Origin of the sequence: Salinibacter altiplanensis (assembly GCF_002894645.1) — a bacterium.
GTDB classification, from domain to species: domain Bacteria; phylum Bacteroidota; class Rhodothermia; order Rhodothermales; family Salinibacteraceae; genus Salinibacter; species Salinibacter altiplanensis.
The window spans coordinates 625771-643385 of the sequence record NZ_NCQY01000020.1; the positions used below are offsets into that span (position 1 = coordinate 625771).

Annotated in this window: 16 protein-coding genes; 10 read left to right on the forward strand and 6 right to left on the reverse strand. The window is 65.3% G+C overall.

Annotated features, from left to right (window positions below):
• Positions 1–39: 39 nt before the first annotated feature.
• Positions 40–1353, reverse strand: a complete 1314-nt coding sequence (gene hisD, locus B7R93_RS10015; protein WP_103020605.1) for a histidinol dehydrogenase — start codon at positions 1351–1353, stop codon at positions 40–42.
• 179 nt (positions 1354–1532) lie between these two features.
• On the opposite strand from hisD, the gene rlmN reads away from it, so the two are divergent.
• From rlmN to B7R93_RS10030, 3 genes are all read left to right on the forward strand, one after another.
• Positions 1533–2642: a dual-specificity RNA methyltransferase RlmN gene (gene rlmN / locus B7R93_RS10020; protein ID WP_103020606.1), complete on the forward strand. Its 1110-nt coding sequence runs from the start codon at positions 1533–1535 to the stop codon at positions 2640–2642.
• A gap of 261 nt (positions 2643–2903) precedes the next feature.
• Positions 2904–3155 (forward strand): hypothetical protein, encoded by a 252-nt coding sequence (locus B7R93_RS10025; RefSeq protein ID WP_103020607.1) that lies wholly within the window; start codon positions 2904–2906, stop codon positions 3153–3155.
• 116 nt (positions 3156–3271) lie between these two features.
• A complete protein-coding gene (locus tag B7R93_RS10030) occupies positions 3272–4957 on the forward strand; it encodes a helicase HerA domain-containing protein (RefSeq protein ID WP_103020608.1) in 1686 nt (561 codons plus the stop codon).
• 86 nt (positions 4958–5043) lie between these two features.
• On the opposite strand, the gene B7R93_RS10035 is transcribed toward B7R93_RS10030, so the two are convergent.
• Positions 5044–5256, reverse strand: coding sequence for a hypothetical protein (locus B7R93_RS10035; RefSeq protein ID WP_103020609.1), 213 nt, complete (start codon positions 5254–5256; stop codon positions 5044–5046).
• Positions 5257–5715: 459 nt separating this feature from the next.
• Here B7R93_RS10035 and B7R93_RS10040 point away from each other — a divergent pair, with 459 nt between their 5' ends.
• A complete protein-coding gene (locus B7R93_RS10040; protein ID WP_103020610.1) occupies positions 5716–8466 on the forward strand; it encodes a bifunctional acetate--CoA ligase family protein/GNAT family N-acetyltransferase in 2751 nt (916 codons plus the stop codon).
• 165 nt (positions 8467–8631) lie between these two features.
• Here the strand turns inward: B7R93_RS10040 and groL are convergent, their stop codons facing one another.
• Together groL and groES are read right to left on the reverse strand one after the other, a co-directional pair.
• The gene (gene groL, locus B7R93_RS10045; RefSeq protein ID WP_103020611.1) at positions 8632–10314 is read right to left on the reverse strand and encodes a chaperonin GroEL; all 1683 of its coding nucleotides are present in this window, start codon (positions 10312–10314) and stop codon (positions 8632–8634) included.
• Between the two features lie 95 nt (positions 10315–10409).
• Complete coding sequence (gene groES / locus B7R93_RS10050; protein ID WP_103020612.1) at positions 10410–10700, reverse strand: co-chaperone GroES; 291 nt, start codon at positions 10698–10700, stop codon at positions 10410–10412.
• A gap of 303 nt (positions 10701–11003) precedes the next feature.
• Here groES and B7R93_RS10055 point away from each other — a divergent pair, with 303 nt between their 5' ends.
• Both B7R93_RS10055 and B7R93_RS10060 read left to right on the forward strand, forming a co-directional pair.
• Positions 11004–11480 (forward strand): DUF2085 domain-containing protein, encoded by a 477-nt coding sequence (locus tag B7R93_RS10055; RefSeq protein ID WP_232798291.1) that lies wholly within the window; start codon positions 11004–11006, stop codon positions 11478–11480.
• Between the two features lie 120 nt (positions 11481–11600).
• Complete coding sequence (locus B7R93_RS10060; RefSeq protein ID WP_103020614.1) at positions 11601–12125, forward strand: hypothetical protein; 525 nt, start codon at positions 11601–11603, stop codon at positions 12123–12125.
• An 11-nt stretch (positions 12126–12136) separates the two neighbouring features.
• On the opposite strand, the gene mutY is transcribed toward B7R93_RS10060, so the two are convergent.
• Together mutY and B7R93_RS10070 are read right to left on the reverse strand one after the other, a co-directional pair.
• Positions 12137–13327 (reverse strand): A/G-specific adenine glycosylase, encoded by a 1191-nt coding sequence (mutY, locus tag B7R93_RS10065; protein ID WP_232798292.1) that lies wholly within the window; start codon positions 13325–13327, stop codon positions 12137–12139.
• Positions 13314–13742: a hypothetical protein gene (locus B7R93_RS10070; RefSeq protein ID WP_103020665.1), complete on the reverse strand. Its 429-nt coding sequence runs from the start codon at positions 13740–13742 to the stop codon at positions 13314–13316. Before B7R93_RS10070 ends, mutY begins: the two co-directional genes overlap by 14 nt.
• Before the next feature lie 67 nt (positions 13743–13809).
• On the opposite strand from B7R93_RS10070, the gene B7R93_RS10075 reads away from it, so the two are divergent.
• The 4 genes from B7R93_RS10075 to secG all read left to right on the forward strand — a co-directional run.
• Positions 13810–15528, forward strand: coding sequence for a BamA/TamA family outer membrane protein (locus B7R93_RS10075; protein WP_232798293.1), 1719 nt, complete (start codon positions 13810–13812; stop codon positions 15526–15528).
• Between the two features lie 89 nt (positions 15529–15617).
• The gene (locus B7R93_RS10080; RefSeq protein WP_103020615.1) at positions 15618–16337 is read left to right on the forward strand and encodes an RsmE family RNA methyltransferase; all 720 of its coding nucleotides are present in this window, start codon (positions 15618–15620) and stop codon (positions 16335–16337) included.
• Positions 16338–16675: 338 nt separating this feature from the next.
• Positions 16676–17233 (forward strand): NUDIX domain-containing protein, encoded by a 558-nt coding sequence (locus tag B7R93_RS10085; RefSeq protein WP_232798294.1) that lies wholly within the window; start codon positions 16676–16678, stop codon positions 17231–17233.
• A 69-nt stretch (positions 17234–17302) separates the two neighbouring features.
• A partial coding sequence (gene secG / locus B7R93_RS10090) for a preprotein translocase subunit SecG (protein ID WP_103020617.1) occupies positions 17303–17615 on the forward strand: 313 nt, incomplete at its 3' end.

Genomic DNA, 17615 nt, shown 5'->3' on the forward strand with positions numbered 1-17615 from the left:
CTCGAAAGGTACCAGCGAGCGAGGGCAATGTCTCCGGAGTCACGGCTTTTTCGAACCCGACCCGTCGTGGTCGTTGCGATCGAGCCGCGCCCGGACTGCCTCGGCGTGGGCTTGCAGGTCTTCCGCCTCGGCGAGGGCCGCAATCTTCGGCCCGGTGTCGTCCAGTCGCTCTTTGCTGTAGGAGAGAACGGACTGTGTGCGCACGAAGTCGTCGACCCCGAGCGCCGAGGCGTGGCGGGCCGTGCCCCCGGTGGGCAGCACGTGGTTGGGCCCGGCAAAGTAGTCGCCCACGGGCTCGGACGAGTACTCGCCCAAAAAGATGGCTCCGGCGTGACGGATGCGCGTCATGGTGTCCCACGGGGCGGCCACGTGAAGCTCCAGGTGCTCCACGGCGAGGTCGTTCATCAGGGCCACGGCCGCGTCCATCGTATCGGGCACGACACACGCCCCGTAGTCGGCCAGGGCCTGCTCAATCACGTCGGCGCGGGGGAGGGAGGGCACCATCTCTTCTACGTGATCCTGCACAGCCTCGGCCAGGGGGCGATGGGGCGTGATGAGGACCGCGGAGGCACGCTCGTCGTGCTCGGCCTGCGAGAGAAGGTCCGCGGCCACGAACTCCGGGTCGGCCGTAGCGTCGGCCAGTATTCCGATCTCGCTGGGGCCGGCTACGGAGTCGATGCCCACGTGCCCGAAGACCTTTTTCTTCGCGGCGGCCACGTACGCGTTGCCGGGGCCCACGATCGTGTCGACCGCGGGCACCGAATCGGTGCCGTACGCGAGCGCCCCAACGGCTTGTGCGCCCCCAACGGCATAGACGTGCTCCAGGTTGAGAAGGGCCGCGGTGGCGAGGACGAGCGGGTGGGGGCGTCCGTCGTCCTGCGGGGGAGAGACAAGGTGGATCTCATTGACGCCCGCGACCTGTGCGGGGATCGCGTTCATCAGCAGGCTCGACGGGTAGAAGGCCGTGCCGCCCGGTACATACAGCCCGGCCCGGTCCATCGGCACCACGCGCTGCCCGAGAATGACTCCGTCCCCGTCTTCGGTAAACCAGGACTCGTCCACCTGCTTGTTGTGGAAGCGGCGGATGTTGGCCGCGGCCTCCTTAAGGGCGCCCTTAAGGTCGTCGTCGAGGGCGTCGACCGCGCCGTCGAGCATCGAGGCTGGAACCTTCACCGGGTCGGGGTGCACCCCGTCGTACGTTTTCGTCAGCTCAATTAGCGCCTCGTCGCCCTCCGTGCGAACCTGCCCCAGAATGTTCTCGACGGTGGCGTCCACCTCGTCGCTAAAGGTGCCGCCCCGGCTCATGATGGCGTCGAGGCGGGCGGTGTCGTCGGGCGTGATCAGGGGAATCATAGAAGTGAAGATCCACGAAGTGTGTTGGTAGAACACATACGTCTATTTTCGAATCGGGGGAATGTTTTGGGGTGGACGTTGAAAGGTTGGAACGCGCACGCCGGCAGAACTCGTCGGGGCGGATGAAGTGCCAACGGGGCTGAAACGTCCAGCGTCTGCATGGCGTTTGTCCTTCCGATATGCCCGATGTTAAAACCGCGTCCCACACTGTTAGCACCGCCGAAGACCGGGTGGACCTTAAGACGATGGACCGTGCGGCCCTGAAGGAGTTTGTGGCCGAGCACGGCGCGCCCCGCTACCGCGGCGACCAGCTCTTCAACTGGATGTATGGAAAGGGCGTCTCCGACTTCGAGCGGATGTCGAACCTTCCGAAACGGATGCGTCGCGGCCTGCATCGAGACGCGACGGTCGAGGACCTCCAGATCGTCGAGCAGCAGCAGGCCGCCGACCAGACCGTGAAGGCACTTTTCGAGCTGCCGTCGGGCCGAGAGGCCGAGACGGTGCTCATCCCCGCCCTTGATGAGCGGGGAGAGGCGCGGCGTCTTACGGTGTGCGTGTCCAGCGAGGTCGGCTGTGCGATGGGGTGCGAGTTCTGTGCCACCGGCCTCATGGGCTTTCGGGAGAACCTCACGCCCGGGGCCATCTTCGACCAGGTATGGCACATGAACGAGGTGGCCCACGAGCACTTCGGGCGGCCGGTGACGAACGTGGTGTTCATGGGCATGGGCGAACCGCTCCTCAACTACGACGCGGTGCTCAACAGCATTTCCATCCTGACCGACGAGGACAGCCTCAACCTCTCGGCCCAGAAGATTACCGTGTCCACCGTCGGCCTTGCGCGCCGCATCCGAGACCTGGCCGACGACCGGCTCCGCACCAACCTGGCCGTCTCCCTCCACGCGCCGGACAACGAGACGCGCAGTCGCATCATGCCGGTGAACGAGGCGGAAAAGACGAGCCTTGCGGCGCTGAAGGAGGCCCTCCAGTACTACTTTCAGAAAACCGGCCGACAGATTACGTACGAGTACTGCCTCTTCAAGGGGGTGAACGACAGCGAGGCGGACGCCCGCAACCTCGCCGAGGTCACGCGCTGGGCACCGAGCAAGGTGAACCTGCTCATGTACAACCCCGTCGAGGGCCTCCACTTCGAGCGGACGTCCCAAGAGCGGCTCGACCGCTTCGTGCAGGTGCTCGTGCAAGAGGGGGTAACCGTGACGGTGCGCCAGAGCCGAGGGCAGGACATCGACGCGGCGTGCGGGCAACTCGCCAACGAGGAGGACGAACCGTAGAGCGACGCGACGCAGAAGTGTCCCCAGTGCTGCGACTTCGTAGACCGCGTGCACAATGGCTTCTTCATTCGTCCGGTCGGCCCGCTACAGAGACCCATTCGAGTGCCATGTGCAGCGTTGCCCACTGTGTCTCGTCTTGTTTTCGCTCCAGGCCCCCTTCGTCGCGCTTCTCTCTCTGGTTGCGGGTTCCCCGGAGTGACTCTGGTCGCTCAGAATGACCCTCGAATAAGCGGATTTCCGCGTGTATACTTTGTCCTGACGATGGCCCTTTCTTCCCCCGACGCCCCCAACTGGCTCACCCGCTTCGTGCAGGGCCTCCTTGGCCTCCTCGGCGTCTACGCTGCGATTCGGCTTCTGCCGCGTGTACTGAAGAGCATGACGCGCCGGTTTGTTGTTGGGCTCATCGGCGAGATTCTGCTCGTCGCGCTGGGGCTCTTCCTGACGCGGCGGGCCACGGATCGCCCCGGCCCCGACGATACCGTTTCCACGGAAACGAGAGATCGCACTGGGTAGTCGAGCGGGGGCGCGTCCTACGCCCTCGATCCTATGCCCTCGATCCTGCCCCCCGTCGGTCCGATCGTCGGGACCAGTCGGTTCTTCGAGCACTCGTCCATCCCTCCCCCGCTGCCATGTTCGACGACACGGGCTTTCGAGCAGAACAACTCGGCGTCATCACCCACGGGTCGCTGAACGAGGGCATCGAGATGAAGCTCGACTCGGCAGAGTCCGTAGAGGACGTGGTGGCCGGAACGTTCGTCGTGATTCAGGGGGAGAAGCACGACTTCTTCTGCATGATCACGGACATTGAGATTGAGGCGGCCAACGAGCAGATCCTGCTCAACCCGCCCGGCCCGTCCGACGACCTGTTGCGTGAGGTGATGCAGGGCTCCGGCACGTACGTCACCGTGCAGCTGAAGCCGATGCTCATGATGCCGAACACGGATCACCCGGAGCTAACGGAGGAAGAGCCCAAATCCGTCAAGACCATCCCCGCCCATTTCTCGCCGGTGGCGCCGGCGGAGGCCGACGACGTAGCGCGCGTCTTCGGCGACGAGACGTGGGACGACGGGCGGACCTACTTTCACGTGGGCCACCCCATCGGGATGGAGGAGAGCCCGGTGTGCATCGACCTTGCGAAGTTTGCCGAGCGCTCGAACGCCATCTTCGGCAAGACGGGCACCGGAAAAACCTTTCTCACGCGCCTCCTCCTGGCTGGCACGATCGTGACGGGACGGGCCGTCAACCTGGTCTTCGACATGCATTCCGAGTACGGCTATGGAAGCCAGGCGGAAGGGACGGATGGACGGGCGCAGTTTGTGAAGGGGCTGCGCGACCTGTTTCCCAGTCGCGTGAGCCTCTTTTCGCTCGATCCCTCTACGACCCGTAGCCGCGGGCACACGCCGGACTACGAGGTCCACCTGCACGCCGATCAGATCCAGCCGGCCGACATCCTGCCGCTCCGTGACACGCTCAACCTCAACGCCACGGCGGCCGAGAGCAGCTATCTCCTCAAGAACCAGTACGGCGACCGCTGGCTCACGACGCTCCTGGAGGCCCAGAGCGGAGACGACTTTGAGCGGCTGGCCGATGAGACGGGCGCGCACAAAGGCTCGATCGAGGCGCTGCGCCGCAAGCTCGCGCCCTTCCAGGAGTACGACTTCTTCACCACCCAGCCCTCGCCGGACGACTATGACGTGCTCGACGCGCTGCTTGAAAATCTGGATTCGGGCACGTCGGTCGTCCTGGAGTTCGGACAGTACGACGACCTGCGGGTGTACCTGCTCGTGGCCAACGCCCTGACGCGCCGCATCCGGCGGGCCTACGAGACAAAGACGAACCGCTACCGGCAGACCCAGAACGAGGCCGACAAGCCGCAGCCCCTCATGATCACGATTGAGGAGGCGCACAAATTCCTGTCGCCGGACATCGCCCACGAGACGCCCTTCGGCAAGATTGCGCGGGAGATGCGCAAGTTCTTCGTGAGTCTGCTGGTGGTGGACCAGCGGCCCAGCGCAATCGACGAGGAGGTGCTCAGTCAGATTGGCACCAAGATGGTGGCCAAGCTGAGCGACGACAAGGACATCGGCGCAGCCCTCGTGGGCACGAGCGACGCGTCCTCCCTTCGCGAAATTCTCGCCTCCCTCGACGCGCAGCAGCAGGCCCTTCTGCTGGGACACGCGGTGCCTATGCCCATCGTCGTCAAGACGCGGATGTACGACCAGGAGTTCTACGACGCGCTCCGCACCCACCCCGCGGCGAGCAGCGTCGACGCGGAGACCGACCCGGATGAAGAAATGGAGGACCTGTTTTACTAAACGCCCATCTCGTGGGCCGGGCCCCTGTCTTGTCTGGGTCCCTGCGCCATGGCGACCGTGCCGACCTGGGGCGGTGGCGGAGGTTCCTACACCCGCGCTGCCGGAGTGGTGGGGGCGCTGGACGGGCGATGCTGCGGGCGAGGAACGCCCTCTCCGCCCCGAGAACTGTGTGAGTCGTCGTCGGGGAGTGCCTCACGGAGGGCGTCCTCCACGTTTTGCAGGAGGACGGCAGCGTAGAGGCTGCGGTAGGGGGCGTGCTCGCGGGCCTCGATGGGCAAGGACGGCAGACGGTCGTTCATGGGAAAAAAGGGCTGAGTCAGAAAGAGAGAAGCAGCACTGAGGCTGAGATTTTGTACAAATTTTGCTCTGTCATCATTCTGGAGCAAACAATGTGCCAGAAGTGTCAAAGCCACTGAAAACGGCCTGTGCCGCAGGACGACGGGCGTGCAGCGTCTCGGAAGTACACGTCAGTGGCCACCGTCCGTTGCCTGTCAAAAGCACCGTCGCTGCCCTGAACTCGGTGCAGGGGCGTTTCGGGTGATTGGAAACGGGGGCACACGTTGCCCATCACGTCGTGCGGTATGTACCGAGATCGTCCGAGGACGCGAACAAGGAAGGCTGTGGGATGCGGAGTTTAAGCAAAATCGAAGGGGGGATGCGCCCTCAATTGAAACGACTTGGCCACCCTCGTACTTTCGGTAGTGCGCATTTCTCCTGTACGGGAGAACGTCTTTTCCAACGATGGTCCTCCTCATCTCATGCCTGACCCGTCGAATGTCTTTTCCGGTACTACCCCCACGAGCGACCCGTCCTATGACCTGGTTGGGTCCCGTCGACAGCCCCTCGACGCCATTTTTGAACCCAAAAATGTAGCGGTCATTGGGGCCAGCGAATCGCCCGGCAGTGTGGGCCGCACCCTGCTCTGGAACCTTGTGAGCAATCCGTTCGGGGGCACCGTCTTCCCGGTTAACCCGAAGCGGGACAGCGTGCTCGGCATCGAGGCGTACACGGACATTGGGGCGGTCGAGGCGGACGTGGACCTGGCGGTGGTTGCCACGCCCGCGCCGACCGTGCCCCGCATCGTGGAGCAGTGCGGCGAGGCGGGGGTCGAGGGGCTCGTCATCGTCTCCGCTGGGTTTCGAGAGGTGGGGGAGGAGGGGGCGGAGCTTGAGCGTGAGATCAAAGACATTGCCCGGAAGCATGACATCCGCATCGTGGGCCCCAACTGCCTGGGGGTCATGCGTCCCCCCAATGGGCTCAACGCCACCTTCGCCGGGTCGATGGCCAACGAGGGCGACGTGGCGTTCGTCAGCCAGAGCGGCGCGCTCCTCACGTCGATCCTTGACTGGAGCTTCCGCGAAAACGTGGGCTTCAGCTCGTTCGTCTCCATCGGCTCGATGCTCGACGTCGACTGGGGCGATATGATCGAGTATCTGGGCGACGACCCGAAGACCGAGAGCATCGTGCTCTACATGGAGTCCATCGGCAACGCCCGGTCGTTCCTCTCCGCGGCGCGGGATGTGGCGCAGAGCAAGCCCATCATCGTTATCAAGGCCGGGCGCACGGACGCGGCGGCCGAGGCGGCGGCCTCGCACACCGGCACGCTGACTGGGAGCGACGCCGTTCTCAACGCGGCCTTTCGACGCAGCGGCGTGCTGCGGGTGGACGACATCAACGACCTCTTCTACATGGCCGAGGTGCTCAGCAAGCAGCCCCGTCCGGAGGGGCGCAACCTCACCATCCTCACGAACGCGGGCGGGCCCGGCGTGCTGGCAACCGATGCCCTGATTGGCGAGGGCGGTGAGCTGACGCCGATCTCGGAGGAGGCGATGGACGAGTTCGACGGCATCTTGCCGGGGGCATGGAGCCACGGCAACCCCGTCGACATCCTGGGAGACGCCGACCCGGAGCGCTACGCGGAGTCTCTGGAGGTGGCGGCCAATGACGAGAACAGTGACGGGCTGCTGGTCGTCCTGACGCCCCAGGCCATGACTGAGCCCACGAAGACAGCCGAGCATCTTCGCCCCTACGCTCGAGACAACGACAAGCCCATCCTGGCCAGTTGGATGGGGGGCGATGCCGTGGCCACCGGCGAGAACATCCTCAACGAGTCGGGCCTGCCCACCTTTGCGTACCCGGACACGGCGGCGCGTGTGTTTAACCACATGTGGCGCTACAGCTACAACCTACGTGCCCTCTACGAGACGCCGAGCCTGCCGGAGGATGAGCCCGGCCTGCCCGACCGTGAGGCGGCCACCGACATTGTGCAGGACACCCACGAGTCCGGCCGCGTGCTGATGACCGAGCACGCCTCCAAGGAACTGCTTGCGGCCTACGGCATCCCGACCGTCGAGTCGCCGGTGGCCGAAACCGCCGACGAGGCGGTCATGGCGGCCGGGAAGATTGGGTATCCGGTGGTGGTGAAGCTGCATTCGACCTCCATCACCCACAAGTCGGACGTGGGCGGGGTGCACCTGGGCCTCACGAGCGACGAGGATGTCCGGGCTGCCTTCGCCCAAATTAAGGACAACGTGGCGGAGGGCTTCGACGGAGTGACGGTGCAGCCCATGATCGACCGGAGCGACGGGTACGAGCTCATCATCGGCAGCAGCATGGACGAGCAGTTTGGGCCCGTGCTCCTCTTCGGCTCTGGGGGCCAGCTGGTAGAGGTCTACCAGGACCGCGCCCTCGGCCTGCCCCCGCTCAACCGCACCCTGGCCCGCCGGATGATGGAGCAGACCCAGATCTACGAGGCGCTGCAGGGCGTGCGGGGCCGCGAGCCGGTGGACCTCGACGCGCTGGAGACGCTACTGGTTCGGTTCAGTCAGCTGGTGGTGGAGCAACCGCGCGTGAAGGAGATCGATGTAAACCCGCTACTGGCACGGCCCGGCGACGATGGGCTGCTTGCCCTCGACGCCCGCGTGGTTCTGCACTCGTACACGAAGGACGACGACGAGCTGCCGACGTCTGCGATCCGACCCTACCCGCGGCAGTACGTCGGTACGCACGCAATGGAGGACCGTGACGAGGTAAAAATTCGTCCCATCCGGCCTGAGGACGAGCCCAAGCTGGTCACCTTCCATGAGCGGCTGTCCGAGCGGAGTGTGTACCTGCGCTACGCCAACCTCATGAAGTTGGAGCAGCGGGTGGCCCACGAGCGACTCGCCCGCATCTGCTTCATCGACTACGACCGAGAGATGGCACTGGTCGCTGAGCGGCCCACGGAGGATGGGGAGGACCGCATCATTGGTGTGGGGCGTCTCACCCAGCAGCCCGGGCGCAACGAGGCCGAGTTCGCGATGCTCGTCATTGACGAATACCAGGGGGAGGGCATCGGCACCGAGCTGTTGCGCCGCCTTGTAGAGGTGGGGGAGAATGAAGGCCTCGACCGCATCACGGCCGACATTCTACAGCAGAACCACGCGATGCAGCGGGTCTGTGAGAAGCTGGGCTTCGAGGTGGTGCGGGGCGACGGGCAAGAAATGGTGCAGGCCGTCAAAACCCTTTAGCGGCTGCCCCTCGCGCGACCGGTCGGAACGAGCTGGAGCGCCGGGGGGACAAACAACGACCGACACCAAATAAAAAAGGCTGCCCGCCCCAATCGCTTGGGGCAGGCAGCCTTTTTCGTGTTGCGCAGTGTGCGCCGGAAGGGCGCAGCGTGCGCGACAGGGGGGTTACATCATGCCACCCATGCCGCCCATGCCGCCCATGCCGCCCATGCCGCCGGCACCGCCAGCAGGCATTCCGCCGCCGCCTCCGCCGCCGCCGTCATCGTCGTCCTCGTCTTCGAGGTCGGCGATCACAGCCTCGGTGGTCAGCAGCATGCCGCCCACGGACGCAGCGTTCTCGAGCGCGGACCGCGTGACCTTCGTCGGGTCAAGCACTCCGTCGTCGAGGAGATCTCCGTACTCTTCGGAGCGGGCGTTGAAGCCGAAGTCGGCGTCGCCCTCCTTGACCTTCTGGACAACGATCGAGCCCTCCTGGCCCGCATTCTCGGCGATCTGGCGCAGCGGGGCCTCGAGGGCCTCGCGTACGATGGAGACCCCGATCTCCTGGTCCTCATTCTCAACCTCAACCTCTTCGATCGAGTCGAGGGCACGGAGGTAGGCCACACCGCCACCCGGAAGCACGCCTTCATCGACGGCCGCACGGGTTGCGCTGAGTGCATCCTCCACGAGCGCCTTCTGGGCCTTCATCTCCGGCTCGGTCGCGGCGCCCACGTTCAGCACCGCCACGCCGCCGGCGAGCTTCGCGAGACGCTCCTGTAGCTTCTCCTGGTCGTAGTCGGAGGTCGAGTTGGAGATCTGCTGCCGGATCTGGTTGACCCGGGCCTCGATCTCCTCCTCAGAGCCTTCGCCGCCTACGATCGTGGTGTTGTCCTGGTCGATGGTGATGCGGTCGGCCTGCCCGAGGTAGTCGAGCGTGGCGTTCTCGAGGCGGTAGCCCTTCTCCTCACTGATCACCGTGCCGCCGGTCAGGACGGCGATGTCTTCGAGCATCGACTGGCGACGGTCACCAAACCCAGGCGCCTTCACGGCAGACACCTTCAGCGTGCCGCGCATCTTGTTCACCACGAGCGTGGCAAGGGCTTCGCCCTCCACGTCCTCGGCGATGATCAGCAGCGGGTTGCTCGTCTGGCTGACCTTCTCGAGGATCGGCAGCAGGTCCTGCATGTTGCCGACCTCGTCGTCGTAGATGAGGATGTAGGCATCTTCGAGCACCGCCTCCATCTCCTCGGAGTCGGTCACGAAGTAGGGCGAGAGGTAGCCGCGGTCGAACTGCATGCCCTCGACCACGTCGAGGTGCGTTTCGATGCCACGGGCTTCCTCAACGGTGATCACACCGTCCTGCCCAACACGCTCAAACGCGTCGGCAATGAGGTCGCCAATCGCGTCGTCGTTGTTGGCCGAGATCGTCGCGACCTGCGAGATGCGGTCCTTGCCCTCGACCGGGTCGCTCTGGCTGCGAAGGTGCTCCACGACCTCCTCGGCCGCCGCGGTAATGCCGCGCTTCACGTCCATCGGGTTGGCGCCGGACGTCACGCTCTTCATGCCGGCGTTGATGATGGACTGGGCCAGCACGGTGGCTGTTGTCGTGCCGTCGCCCGCGTCGTCGTTGGTCTTGGACGCGGCTTCCTTCAGCACCTGGGCACCGATGTTGGGGAGGCGCTCCTCCAACTCAATTTCCTTTGCGACAGTGACGCCGTCTTTCGTAATCGACGGGGCGCCAAAGGACTTCTCCAGCACGACGTTGCGACCCTTCGGGCCGAGCGTGACCTTGACGGCCTTCGCCAGCTGGTCCACGCCCGACTGAAGGGCGCTTCGTGCGTCAGAATCAAATTTAATCTGCTTCGCCATGGTTGCGTGTAGAGGGTTTCATTCGGGGAATTCGTTCGGGAGTGGACGTCGGTCGTGCAACCGCAGCGTCTGATGCCACGGGGACGGCCAGGTCGTTATCCTTCAACGACGCCGAAGATGTCACTCTCGCGCATGATGAGGTACTCATCACCGTCGAGCGTCACCTCGGTGCCGGCATACTTGCCGTAGAGGACATCGTCGTCCTCCTCCACCGTCATCTCGATCCGGGTGCCGTCTTCAACGCGGCCCGGACCAGTCGCGACGACCGTTCCCTCCTGAGGCTTCTCCTTCGCCGAGTCCGGAATGTAAAGACCGCTCTCGGTCTTCTCTTCGGCCGGCTTCGGCTGGACGACAACGCGGTCGCCGAGAGGTTTAATGCTCGTCATGATGTGTTCGGGATGCCTTGTGAGGGATGTGTGGATGAGACTCTGGAGATTATTATCACTCACCAGTGGCGAGTGATAATAACTCTACTCTGGGCAACACAAGGGGCTGCTTTGTGTTCCTCCTCGGGGCAGCCCTCAGGGTGAAGATCCTTTAGCGACACTGCATGTAGGCGTGTGTGATTCCGCCGGTACGTACATGGCGGACGCGACGCAGAGCAAGGCGGACGGAACGTGTGCGTCGACGGGCCTGTGGCCTGTATGTATTTTCCTGCTCGAAATGATTCCGAGTCCCCCCGATACGACATGAACGGTCGCAGCACAGATCTCGTCTGGTACAGCCTGCTTGCGATTACGGGCGGGGTGTTCGTGCTGGCAATGCTTCCTCCCATTCTGCCGGACGCGCTTCAGGTCCTGGTCCGAGAGGGTTTTGCGCCGGTGTGTCATCAAGTGCCAGGGCGCTCGGTCCACGTCGGGGGCGTTCCGGTGGCACTCTGTGATCGTTGCAGTGGTATTTACCTTGGGCTCGTGGTGGGAGTCGTGGGGACGGGATGGCAGAGGGGACTGTGGAGTGTACTCAGGCCGTATGGCCGATATGCCATGCTCGGGGCGCTCGTCCCAATGGGGCTCGACTGGGCCGCGCCTCTGTTGCGTCTCTGGGACAATGGACCCGAGAGTCGGATCCTCACTGGACTTCTCTTCGGATGCGTGGCGGCCAGCTACGTCACGGCCCAGTTGCTCCGTCGAAAGGCACGCGCCTCCGGCACGGGTGGTCCCGAGTGAGCGCGTCTGCCTTTCGGTTCGGGCCGCTTGTGCTTATTTTCGCATGGCTTTTTCTTGGGACCGTGTAGCGTCCTCGCGGGCGTTCGTTCTTCATCTATGCATCATCGCTCTCCAGCATCCATGACTCCCCGACAGCAGTCGATCCTCGTCGGTGCCGTCGTCACCGGAATTTTGAGCACGTCCTACCTCGGGCTTCTCAACACCATCTGTTGCCTCGGCGTTATCGTCGGTGGGATCGTTACCACGCAGCAGTACGCAGCCTACAGCCCCGGGGCCATCGCGTCCGGGGACGGAGCGGTGCTCGGGGCGTCCGCGGGGGCGGTCGGGGCCGTACTTTCTGCCCTGTTTGACGTGGGGCTGCGCCCGCTCGGTCTCGACTCCCAGTCGGTCCAACAAACGGTGCAGGAGCAGCTCATGCAGAATATGGGTGGCCAGGGCATGTCCCCGGAGATGATGCAGCAGATGCAGGGGGATGCGCCCGGCCTCCTGTCCGCAATGGGGATCGCACTCCTGCTGTTGAACGTCGTCGTGTTCGCCATTTTCGGGGCGATTGGGGGCGCCCTGGGGACTACGCTCTTTGGGGGGGAGGACGCCGGTGGAGCGGCCCCCGGGCAGGTTGTGGAGGCCGAAGCAATGGACGAGTAGGCCGGTACCGCTCAATCGAAGAGCGAGGGTTCGGTCTGCCGCCGTTCCAGTTCTTCGATCAGCCGCCGGTTGGCTCGGGGGAAGGCGTAGTCGTCCAGCTCGTCGACGGTCACCCAGCGGAACGGTTGGTCCTCGCGGGCCTCGGGCGGCCCGTCGGCGAGGCGGCCGCGGAAGGCGTGGAGTGTGATTTTGAAGTGTGAGTAGGCGTGGGAGAGGGTGTAGAAAGGCTCCACGTCTGTCATCCCGACGCCGAGCTCCTCCTTGACTTCTCGCCGGCAGGCGGCCTCCATCGATTCCTCGCCCTCCTGCTTCCCGCCGGGAAACTCCCAGAGGCCGCCGAGCAGTCCCTCGTCGGGGCGGCGCTGGATGAGGAGCCGGTCGTGGTCGCCGAACACGAGGCCCACGGCGATGTCCTTGTGCGGCACCGGGTCCGACTCGGGCGTGATGGGGTAGCTCTCTTCCGTGCCGGCGTCGTGGGCGCGGCACACCGCATTGAGCCGGCATCGATCGCAGTGGGGCGTGCTGGGGGTGCAGACCAGCGCGCCGAGCTCCATCATCGCCTGGTTGAAGTCGCCGGGGCGCTCGGGGGCGAGGAGCTCGTTGGCAAGGTCGCGGAGGTGGCCCTGCGCGGCGCTCGTGGTGGCATCTTCGTCCACCGCGAACACGCGGCTCAGCACACGCGTCACGTTGCCGTCGAGGACGGCGTGGGGCCTCTGGTACGCGATCGAGAGCACCGCGGCCGCCGTGTACGGGCCCACGCCCTTCAGGTCCTTGATGGCGTCCATCGTGTCGGGGACGGCGCCGTCGTGCTCGTCGACGACCCGCTGGGCGGCCTCGTGGAGGTGGCGGGCCCGGGCGTAGAAGCCGAGGCCTTCCCAGTGCTTGAGCACCGTGTCGCGGTCGGCCGCCGCGAGCGCCTCGACGCTGGGAAACGCCTCCAGGAAGCGGTGATAGTAGTCGCGCACGGTACTGACCCGCGTCTGCTGGAGCATGATTTCCGAGACCCAGATGCGATACGGATCGTTCGTCTCGCGCCAGGGCATCGACCGCTTGTGCTCGTCGTACCAGTCGAGCAAGTCGGTGCGGAAGGCCTGGCACTGGCGATCGGTGGGGGAGAGTGGAAGCGTGGGAATAAGGGGGAGGGCGGGGTGTGCGAGGAAGAAGACGAGTGAAGGCTCACACCGGCTGCTACGGCCGGACACGAATCTGGACCACGAGGGTGTCGGGGGGAGCGTTTGTCGACTCGGCCTGAAGGAGTGCGTGGTGCGTGCCGGGGGCTGTGCCTTTGGGAATCCAGGCAAAGGAGCGGCCGGCAATGCCGCTTAGGGCGGGGCCCTGGAGAAGAGAGTAGCGGGCCACGGGGCGGTTGTCCAGGGTGTCCGGAAGTGCAAGAGCAAGGGGCGTACCCGCATCGGCGGACGTGTGCACCGTGTCGGGCGGAGGCCCGAGAGCCGATGCAACCCGTGCATTGCGACTGGGTTTGAGCAACACTGGATCCAAAACAGCCCCGAGCTCCGTCCCGCTCAGCAGGCCGGCCGCCAAAATGGGAAGGAGGACGCGATGGAGGAGCGTCATGATGCAGAGCCCCACAGTGAGCAGATACCGACGACACGTCATATACCCGACCGTCGGGACGGTGTTGCTCGTCCTGGGGGAACTGCTGTGTGCTGGGCCGCCGCGAGCCGTGCGCGCCCAAACCTCGGCGCTGCGCCCCGGCGAGAGTGCAGGGCAGTGGCGGCTCGTCCTGGATGGGAAGCGCGCGGAGTGGCCGGACACGGTTGCGACAACGTCTCCCCGTCGCGTACAGGCAGTCGGCCGGCGCCTGTTGCGTCACCTTCGTCGGAAGGGCCACTACTACGCAGCACTCGACTCAGTGTCTGTCGACACGAGCGGTGCCCGGTCCAAGGTCCGATTCTATGCCCGCCGGGGCCCACGGGTGCGGGTTGGTGCACTTCGTCTCGAAGGGGACAGCGCCGTGCCGGCGACCGACCTGCGCACGCTCATGAAAACCGACGAGGGCGCTCTCCTCCGCCCCGACCAGTTGGAGGCGGACATTCAGCGGCTCCTTGATCGGTACGAGGAGGCCGGCCATCCACTTGCCCAGATCCGCGTAGCGGAGACCCGCCTTGTGAAGGGCAATCCGCCGACCCTCCGGGTTGGCCTCCGGATCGATGAGGGGCCAGCGCTGTGGCTCCGTCGTGTTGAGGGGCCGGACGACGCCCGCACCACCCCGGAGTTGTTGGCGCACCTAGCGGGGGTGGAGGAAGGGCAGTCCCTTCGGGGCTACGACCCGGACGTTATCCGGCGTCGCCTTCAGGAGCACGATCTTTTCGACAAGGTAGGCCCGCCCCAACTTCGGGTTGTGGACGACGGGGGGGCTGTGCTCCGCATTCCGATCGACGAAGCGTCCCCAGGGGCCTTCGACGCCGTGCTCGGCTACCTGCCCCCGTCTCGGGCCCGCGATTCGGGGCAGCTCGTGGGCAGCGGCCACCTGCTCCTGAAGCATCTGTTCGGGGGCGGACGAACGGCCGAATTCACTCTCGACCGGCGCCCCGGACAGACCAGCATTGTCAACGTCTCCATTGCCGATCCGTACCTGCTCGGCCTGCCCCTGCGAGTGGCCGGCCGGTTCCGGGGAGAGCAGCGAGACTCGACGTACGGGAAACGAATCTACGAGCTCGAAGGGGGGTACCGGTTGGGCAACGGGCTGGAACTGACGGCCACCCTTAGCCGCGAAAGTGTGCGGCCCGGGCCGACGGGCACGCAGATCCGAGGCTCCCAACAACAAATTCCCCGCGCCACGACCTTGTTCTATGGCGTGGGCGTGCGCTACCGGCAGCTCGACCGTTCGCAGAACCCGCGGCGGGGCCTCTCCCTGAACGTACAGCTGTCACGGGGGCGCAAGGAACGTCGGCTTCGCCGCGTTTCGGCCTCCGGCGATACGACTCGGGTGGCCGACTCCTTTCGCCAAGAGCGCCTCCATGGACGTGCGCGAGCGTATCTTCCTCTCTTCGACCGACAAGTTTTCGTCGTGGGGGGCGACGGGTCGGTGCTCCGCAGCCGGGACCATGACCGGAGCGACCTGTTTCGGCTCGGCGGGGCCACGTCGCTCCGAGGGTACGACGAAGACCGGTTCCTGGGGAATGTCGTGGCGCGAGGGCTTTTTGAGTACCGCCTGCAGCTGGACCGGGCCTCCTATGCCCACGCGTTCTTCGACCTCGGGTATGCCGCGCGTCCGGCGCTGGACGCCGCGAGGGGCACAGAGGGCTGGCATCCGGGGTACGGCCTCGGGATGAAGCTGCAGACGGCCCTCGGACGCATTTCGGCCACATACGCCCTCAATCCGGGGGTGCAGAGTCCGGCCGATGGGCGGGTGCACCTGGGGCTGTCGGTAGGGCTCTGAACCATGGCCCCCCGACGACGAACCGTTCTGCAACGTGCTGCATTTGTTGGCGGGAGGAGAAAGAGTCACGAAAACAATTGCCATACGCGATGACCACCAACTTCTACGCTCCGCCCGCCGCCATCCGGGGAGGGCGCGTGGTGCTGCCCGAAGACGAGGCCCGGCATGCACACACGGTGCTGCGGGGCGCAACGGGGGATGAGATGACGGTGGTGGACGGGACAGGCGGGTGGTATCGTGTGGAAATCACCCACGCGGCGCCCGAACAGGTGGTGGGGACAATCGTGGAGCAGCGCGAAGAGGTAGGCGAGCCGGCGGTGGACGTCACCGTGGCCCTCGGACTTCTCAAGAAGCGATCCCGCTTCGAGACGTTTGTGGAAAAAGCCGTCGAGCTTGGCGTGCGGCGCATCGTGCCACTCCGGACGGCGCGAGCCGAGCGCGAGTCGATTCGGGAAGAGCGACTCCGCAACGTGATGGTGGCTGCGATGAAACAGTGTCGTCGCAGTCGTTTGCCGGCGCTGGTGGCCCCGCGGTCGACGGCGGATCTGCTCGACGAGTCGGAGAGTGAGAGGCGGCTCGTGTGCCACGCGGGGGACGCGTCTGTGCCAATCCGGCAGGTCGTGGATCCGGGGGGGGCGGCCGCGTCGGCCCTCGTGCTCGTGGGGCCGGAGGGGGGCTTCGCGCCATCGGAGGTAGAGGGGGCCGTCCGGGCAGGGGCCACGCCGGTGTCGCTTGGGGCGCGCCGGCTCCGGGCTGAGACGGCGGGCCTCGCGGCGCTCCACGCTGTCATCACGGCTCAGAGCAACTGACCCGGCGCGCCTGCTGGCGTCCTCCGAGGACACGTACGGAACAGGCGGTGAGGAACAGCCTCGGGGAGTCCGATGCCGGAGAAGTTTGACGTGTCCCTCAAGACCCCTTCTGGGTAAGCGATGGCAAAGACGACTCCAATCGGTTGCCCGGTGCCGCTCGTGGAGGGGCAGCGTCGCGTTTCGTCGGAAGACTCTGTATGAAAATTGCGCCGGAGAGGAGCATCGCTTCCGACGGCTCGTGTACCGCCTGCGCTTACCCGTCGGTTTGGGCCCTGGCATGCCGCCTGTGCGGGTGTGCCATTCGTTCCATGCTACGCAACGTCCCCTTCGCACGTCCAATGAGTGATCTCACTGAAGCCCAGCTCTCCACCGAGCAGCTCGTCGATGGAGTTCTGCTGAAGGCGTTTCGCGACGAGGTGCGTCTGCCCGACGAACGTACGTCGGTTCGTGAATGGATCGACCATCCGGGCGCGTCGGCCATTGTCCCGGTGTTTGAGGACGGGCAGACGCTTCTGGTACGTCAGTTCCGGTACCCGCCCCGTCGCACCTTCTTGGAGGTGCCGGCTGGCAAGATGGACGCGCCGGGAGAGGCCCCCGAGGACGTGGCGGCGCGAGAGTTAGAGGAGGAGACGGGATGGTGCGCGCAGCGGTTCGAGCACGTGGGGACGGCCTATCCCTGCATCGGCTACAGCAACGAGCGCATCCATGTCTTTACGGCCCATGGGTTAGAGCGAGGCACCCAGGCCCTTGCGGACGGTGAGTTTGTGGAGGTCGTCGCGGTGGACTTCGAAGAGGCCCTCGCCCGGGCCCGCGGCGGGGACCTACAGGACATGAAGACGGTCACGGCCCTTGTCTATGCCGCGGCGCACCTGAACGAATCATCCGCGGCCTCCTAGCGTACTTCCTTTTTAGACAACTAAACGGTTCTGCCATCGACTTCTTTTTGACAAAGCGGACGGGTTGACATGTTTTCATTCATGGTCGTCCTCATTGCCCTCATCGCGGCCGTTCTTATCCTGGTGATCCTCATGCAAAGCGGCCAGGGCCAGGGCCTCTCGGGCATTGCCTCCGGAGGCGCCACGCGTCAGGTGCTCGGGACGCGCCAGGCCCCCGACATGCTCGAAAAGGCGACGTGGACCCTCGCGGCGGTGTTCATCTCGCTGTGCGTCATCACCAACTTCTTCATCGACACCGGCGAGCAGGAGAGCGTGATTCAGCAGCGGGCGCAGGACAACCCGTCTCAGCAAGGGCAAACGCCGCCGAGCCAGGGGGGTGGCG

Bases quoted from the DNA above. Each gene is read 5' to 3' on its own strand.
- hisD (WP_103020605.1), bottom strand. From the start codon at position 1,353: ATGATTCCCCTGATCACGCCCGACGACACCGCCCGCCTCGACGCCATC.
- rlmN (WP_103020606.1), top strand. From the start codon at position 1,533: ATGCCCGATGTTAAAACCGCGTCCCACACTGTTAGCACCGCCGAAGAC.
- B7R93_RS10025 (WP_103020607.1), top strand. From the start codon at position 2,904: ATGGCCCTTTCTTCCCCCGACGCCCCCAACTGGCTCACCCGCTTCGTG.
- B7R93_RS10030 (WP_103020608.1), top strand. From the start codon at position 3,272: ATGTTCGACGACACGGGCTTTCGAGCAGAACAACTCGGCGTCATCACC.
- B7R93_RS10035 (WP_103020609.1), bottom strand. From the start codon at position 5,256: ATGAACGACCGTCTGCCGTCCTTGCCCATCGAGGCCCGCGAGCACGCC.
- B7R93_RS10040 (WP_103020610.1), top strand. From the start codon at position 5,716: ATGCCTGACCCGTCGAATGTCTTTTCCGGTACTACCCCCACGAGCGAC.
- groL (WP_103020611.1), bottom strand. From the start codon at position 10,314: ATGGCGAAGCAGATTAAATTTGATTCTGACGCACGAAGCGCCCTTCAG.
- groES (WP_103020612.1), bottom strand. From the start codon at position 10,700: ATGACGAGCATTAAACCTCTCGGCGACCGCGTTGTCGTCCAGCCGAAG.
- B7R93_RS10055 (WP_232798291.1), top strand. From the start codon at position 11,004: ATGAACGGTCGCAGCACAGATCTCGTCTGGTACAGCCTGCTTGCGATT.
- B7R93_RS10060 (WP_103020614.1), top strand. From the start codon at position 11,601: ATGACTCCCCGACAGCAGTCGATCCTCGTCGGTGCCGTCGTCACCGGA.
- B7R93_RS10070 (WP_103020665.1), bottom strand. From the start codon at position 13,742: ATGACGTGTCGTCGGTATCTGCTCACTGTGGGGCTCTGCATCATGACG.
- B7R93_RS10080 (WP_103020615.1), top strand. From the start codon at position 15,618: ATGACCACCAACTTCTACGCTCCGCCCGCCGCCATCCGGGGAGGGCGC.
- B7R93_RS10085 (WP_232798294.1), top strand. From the start codon at position 16,676: ATGAGTGATCTCACTGAAGCCCAGCTCTCCACCGAGCAGCTCGTCGAT.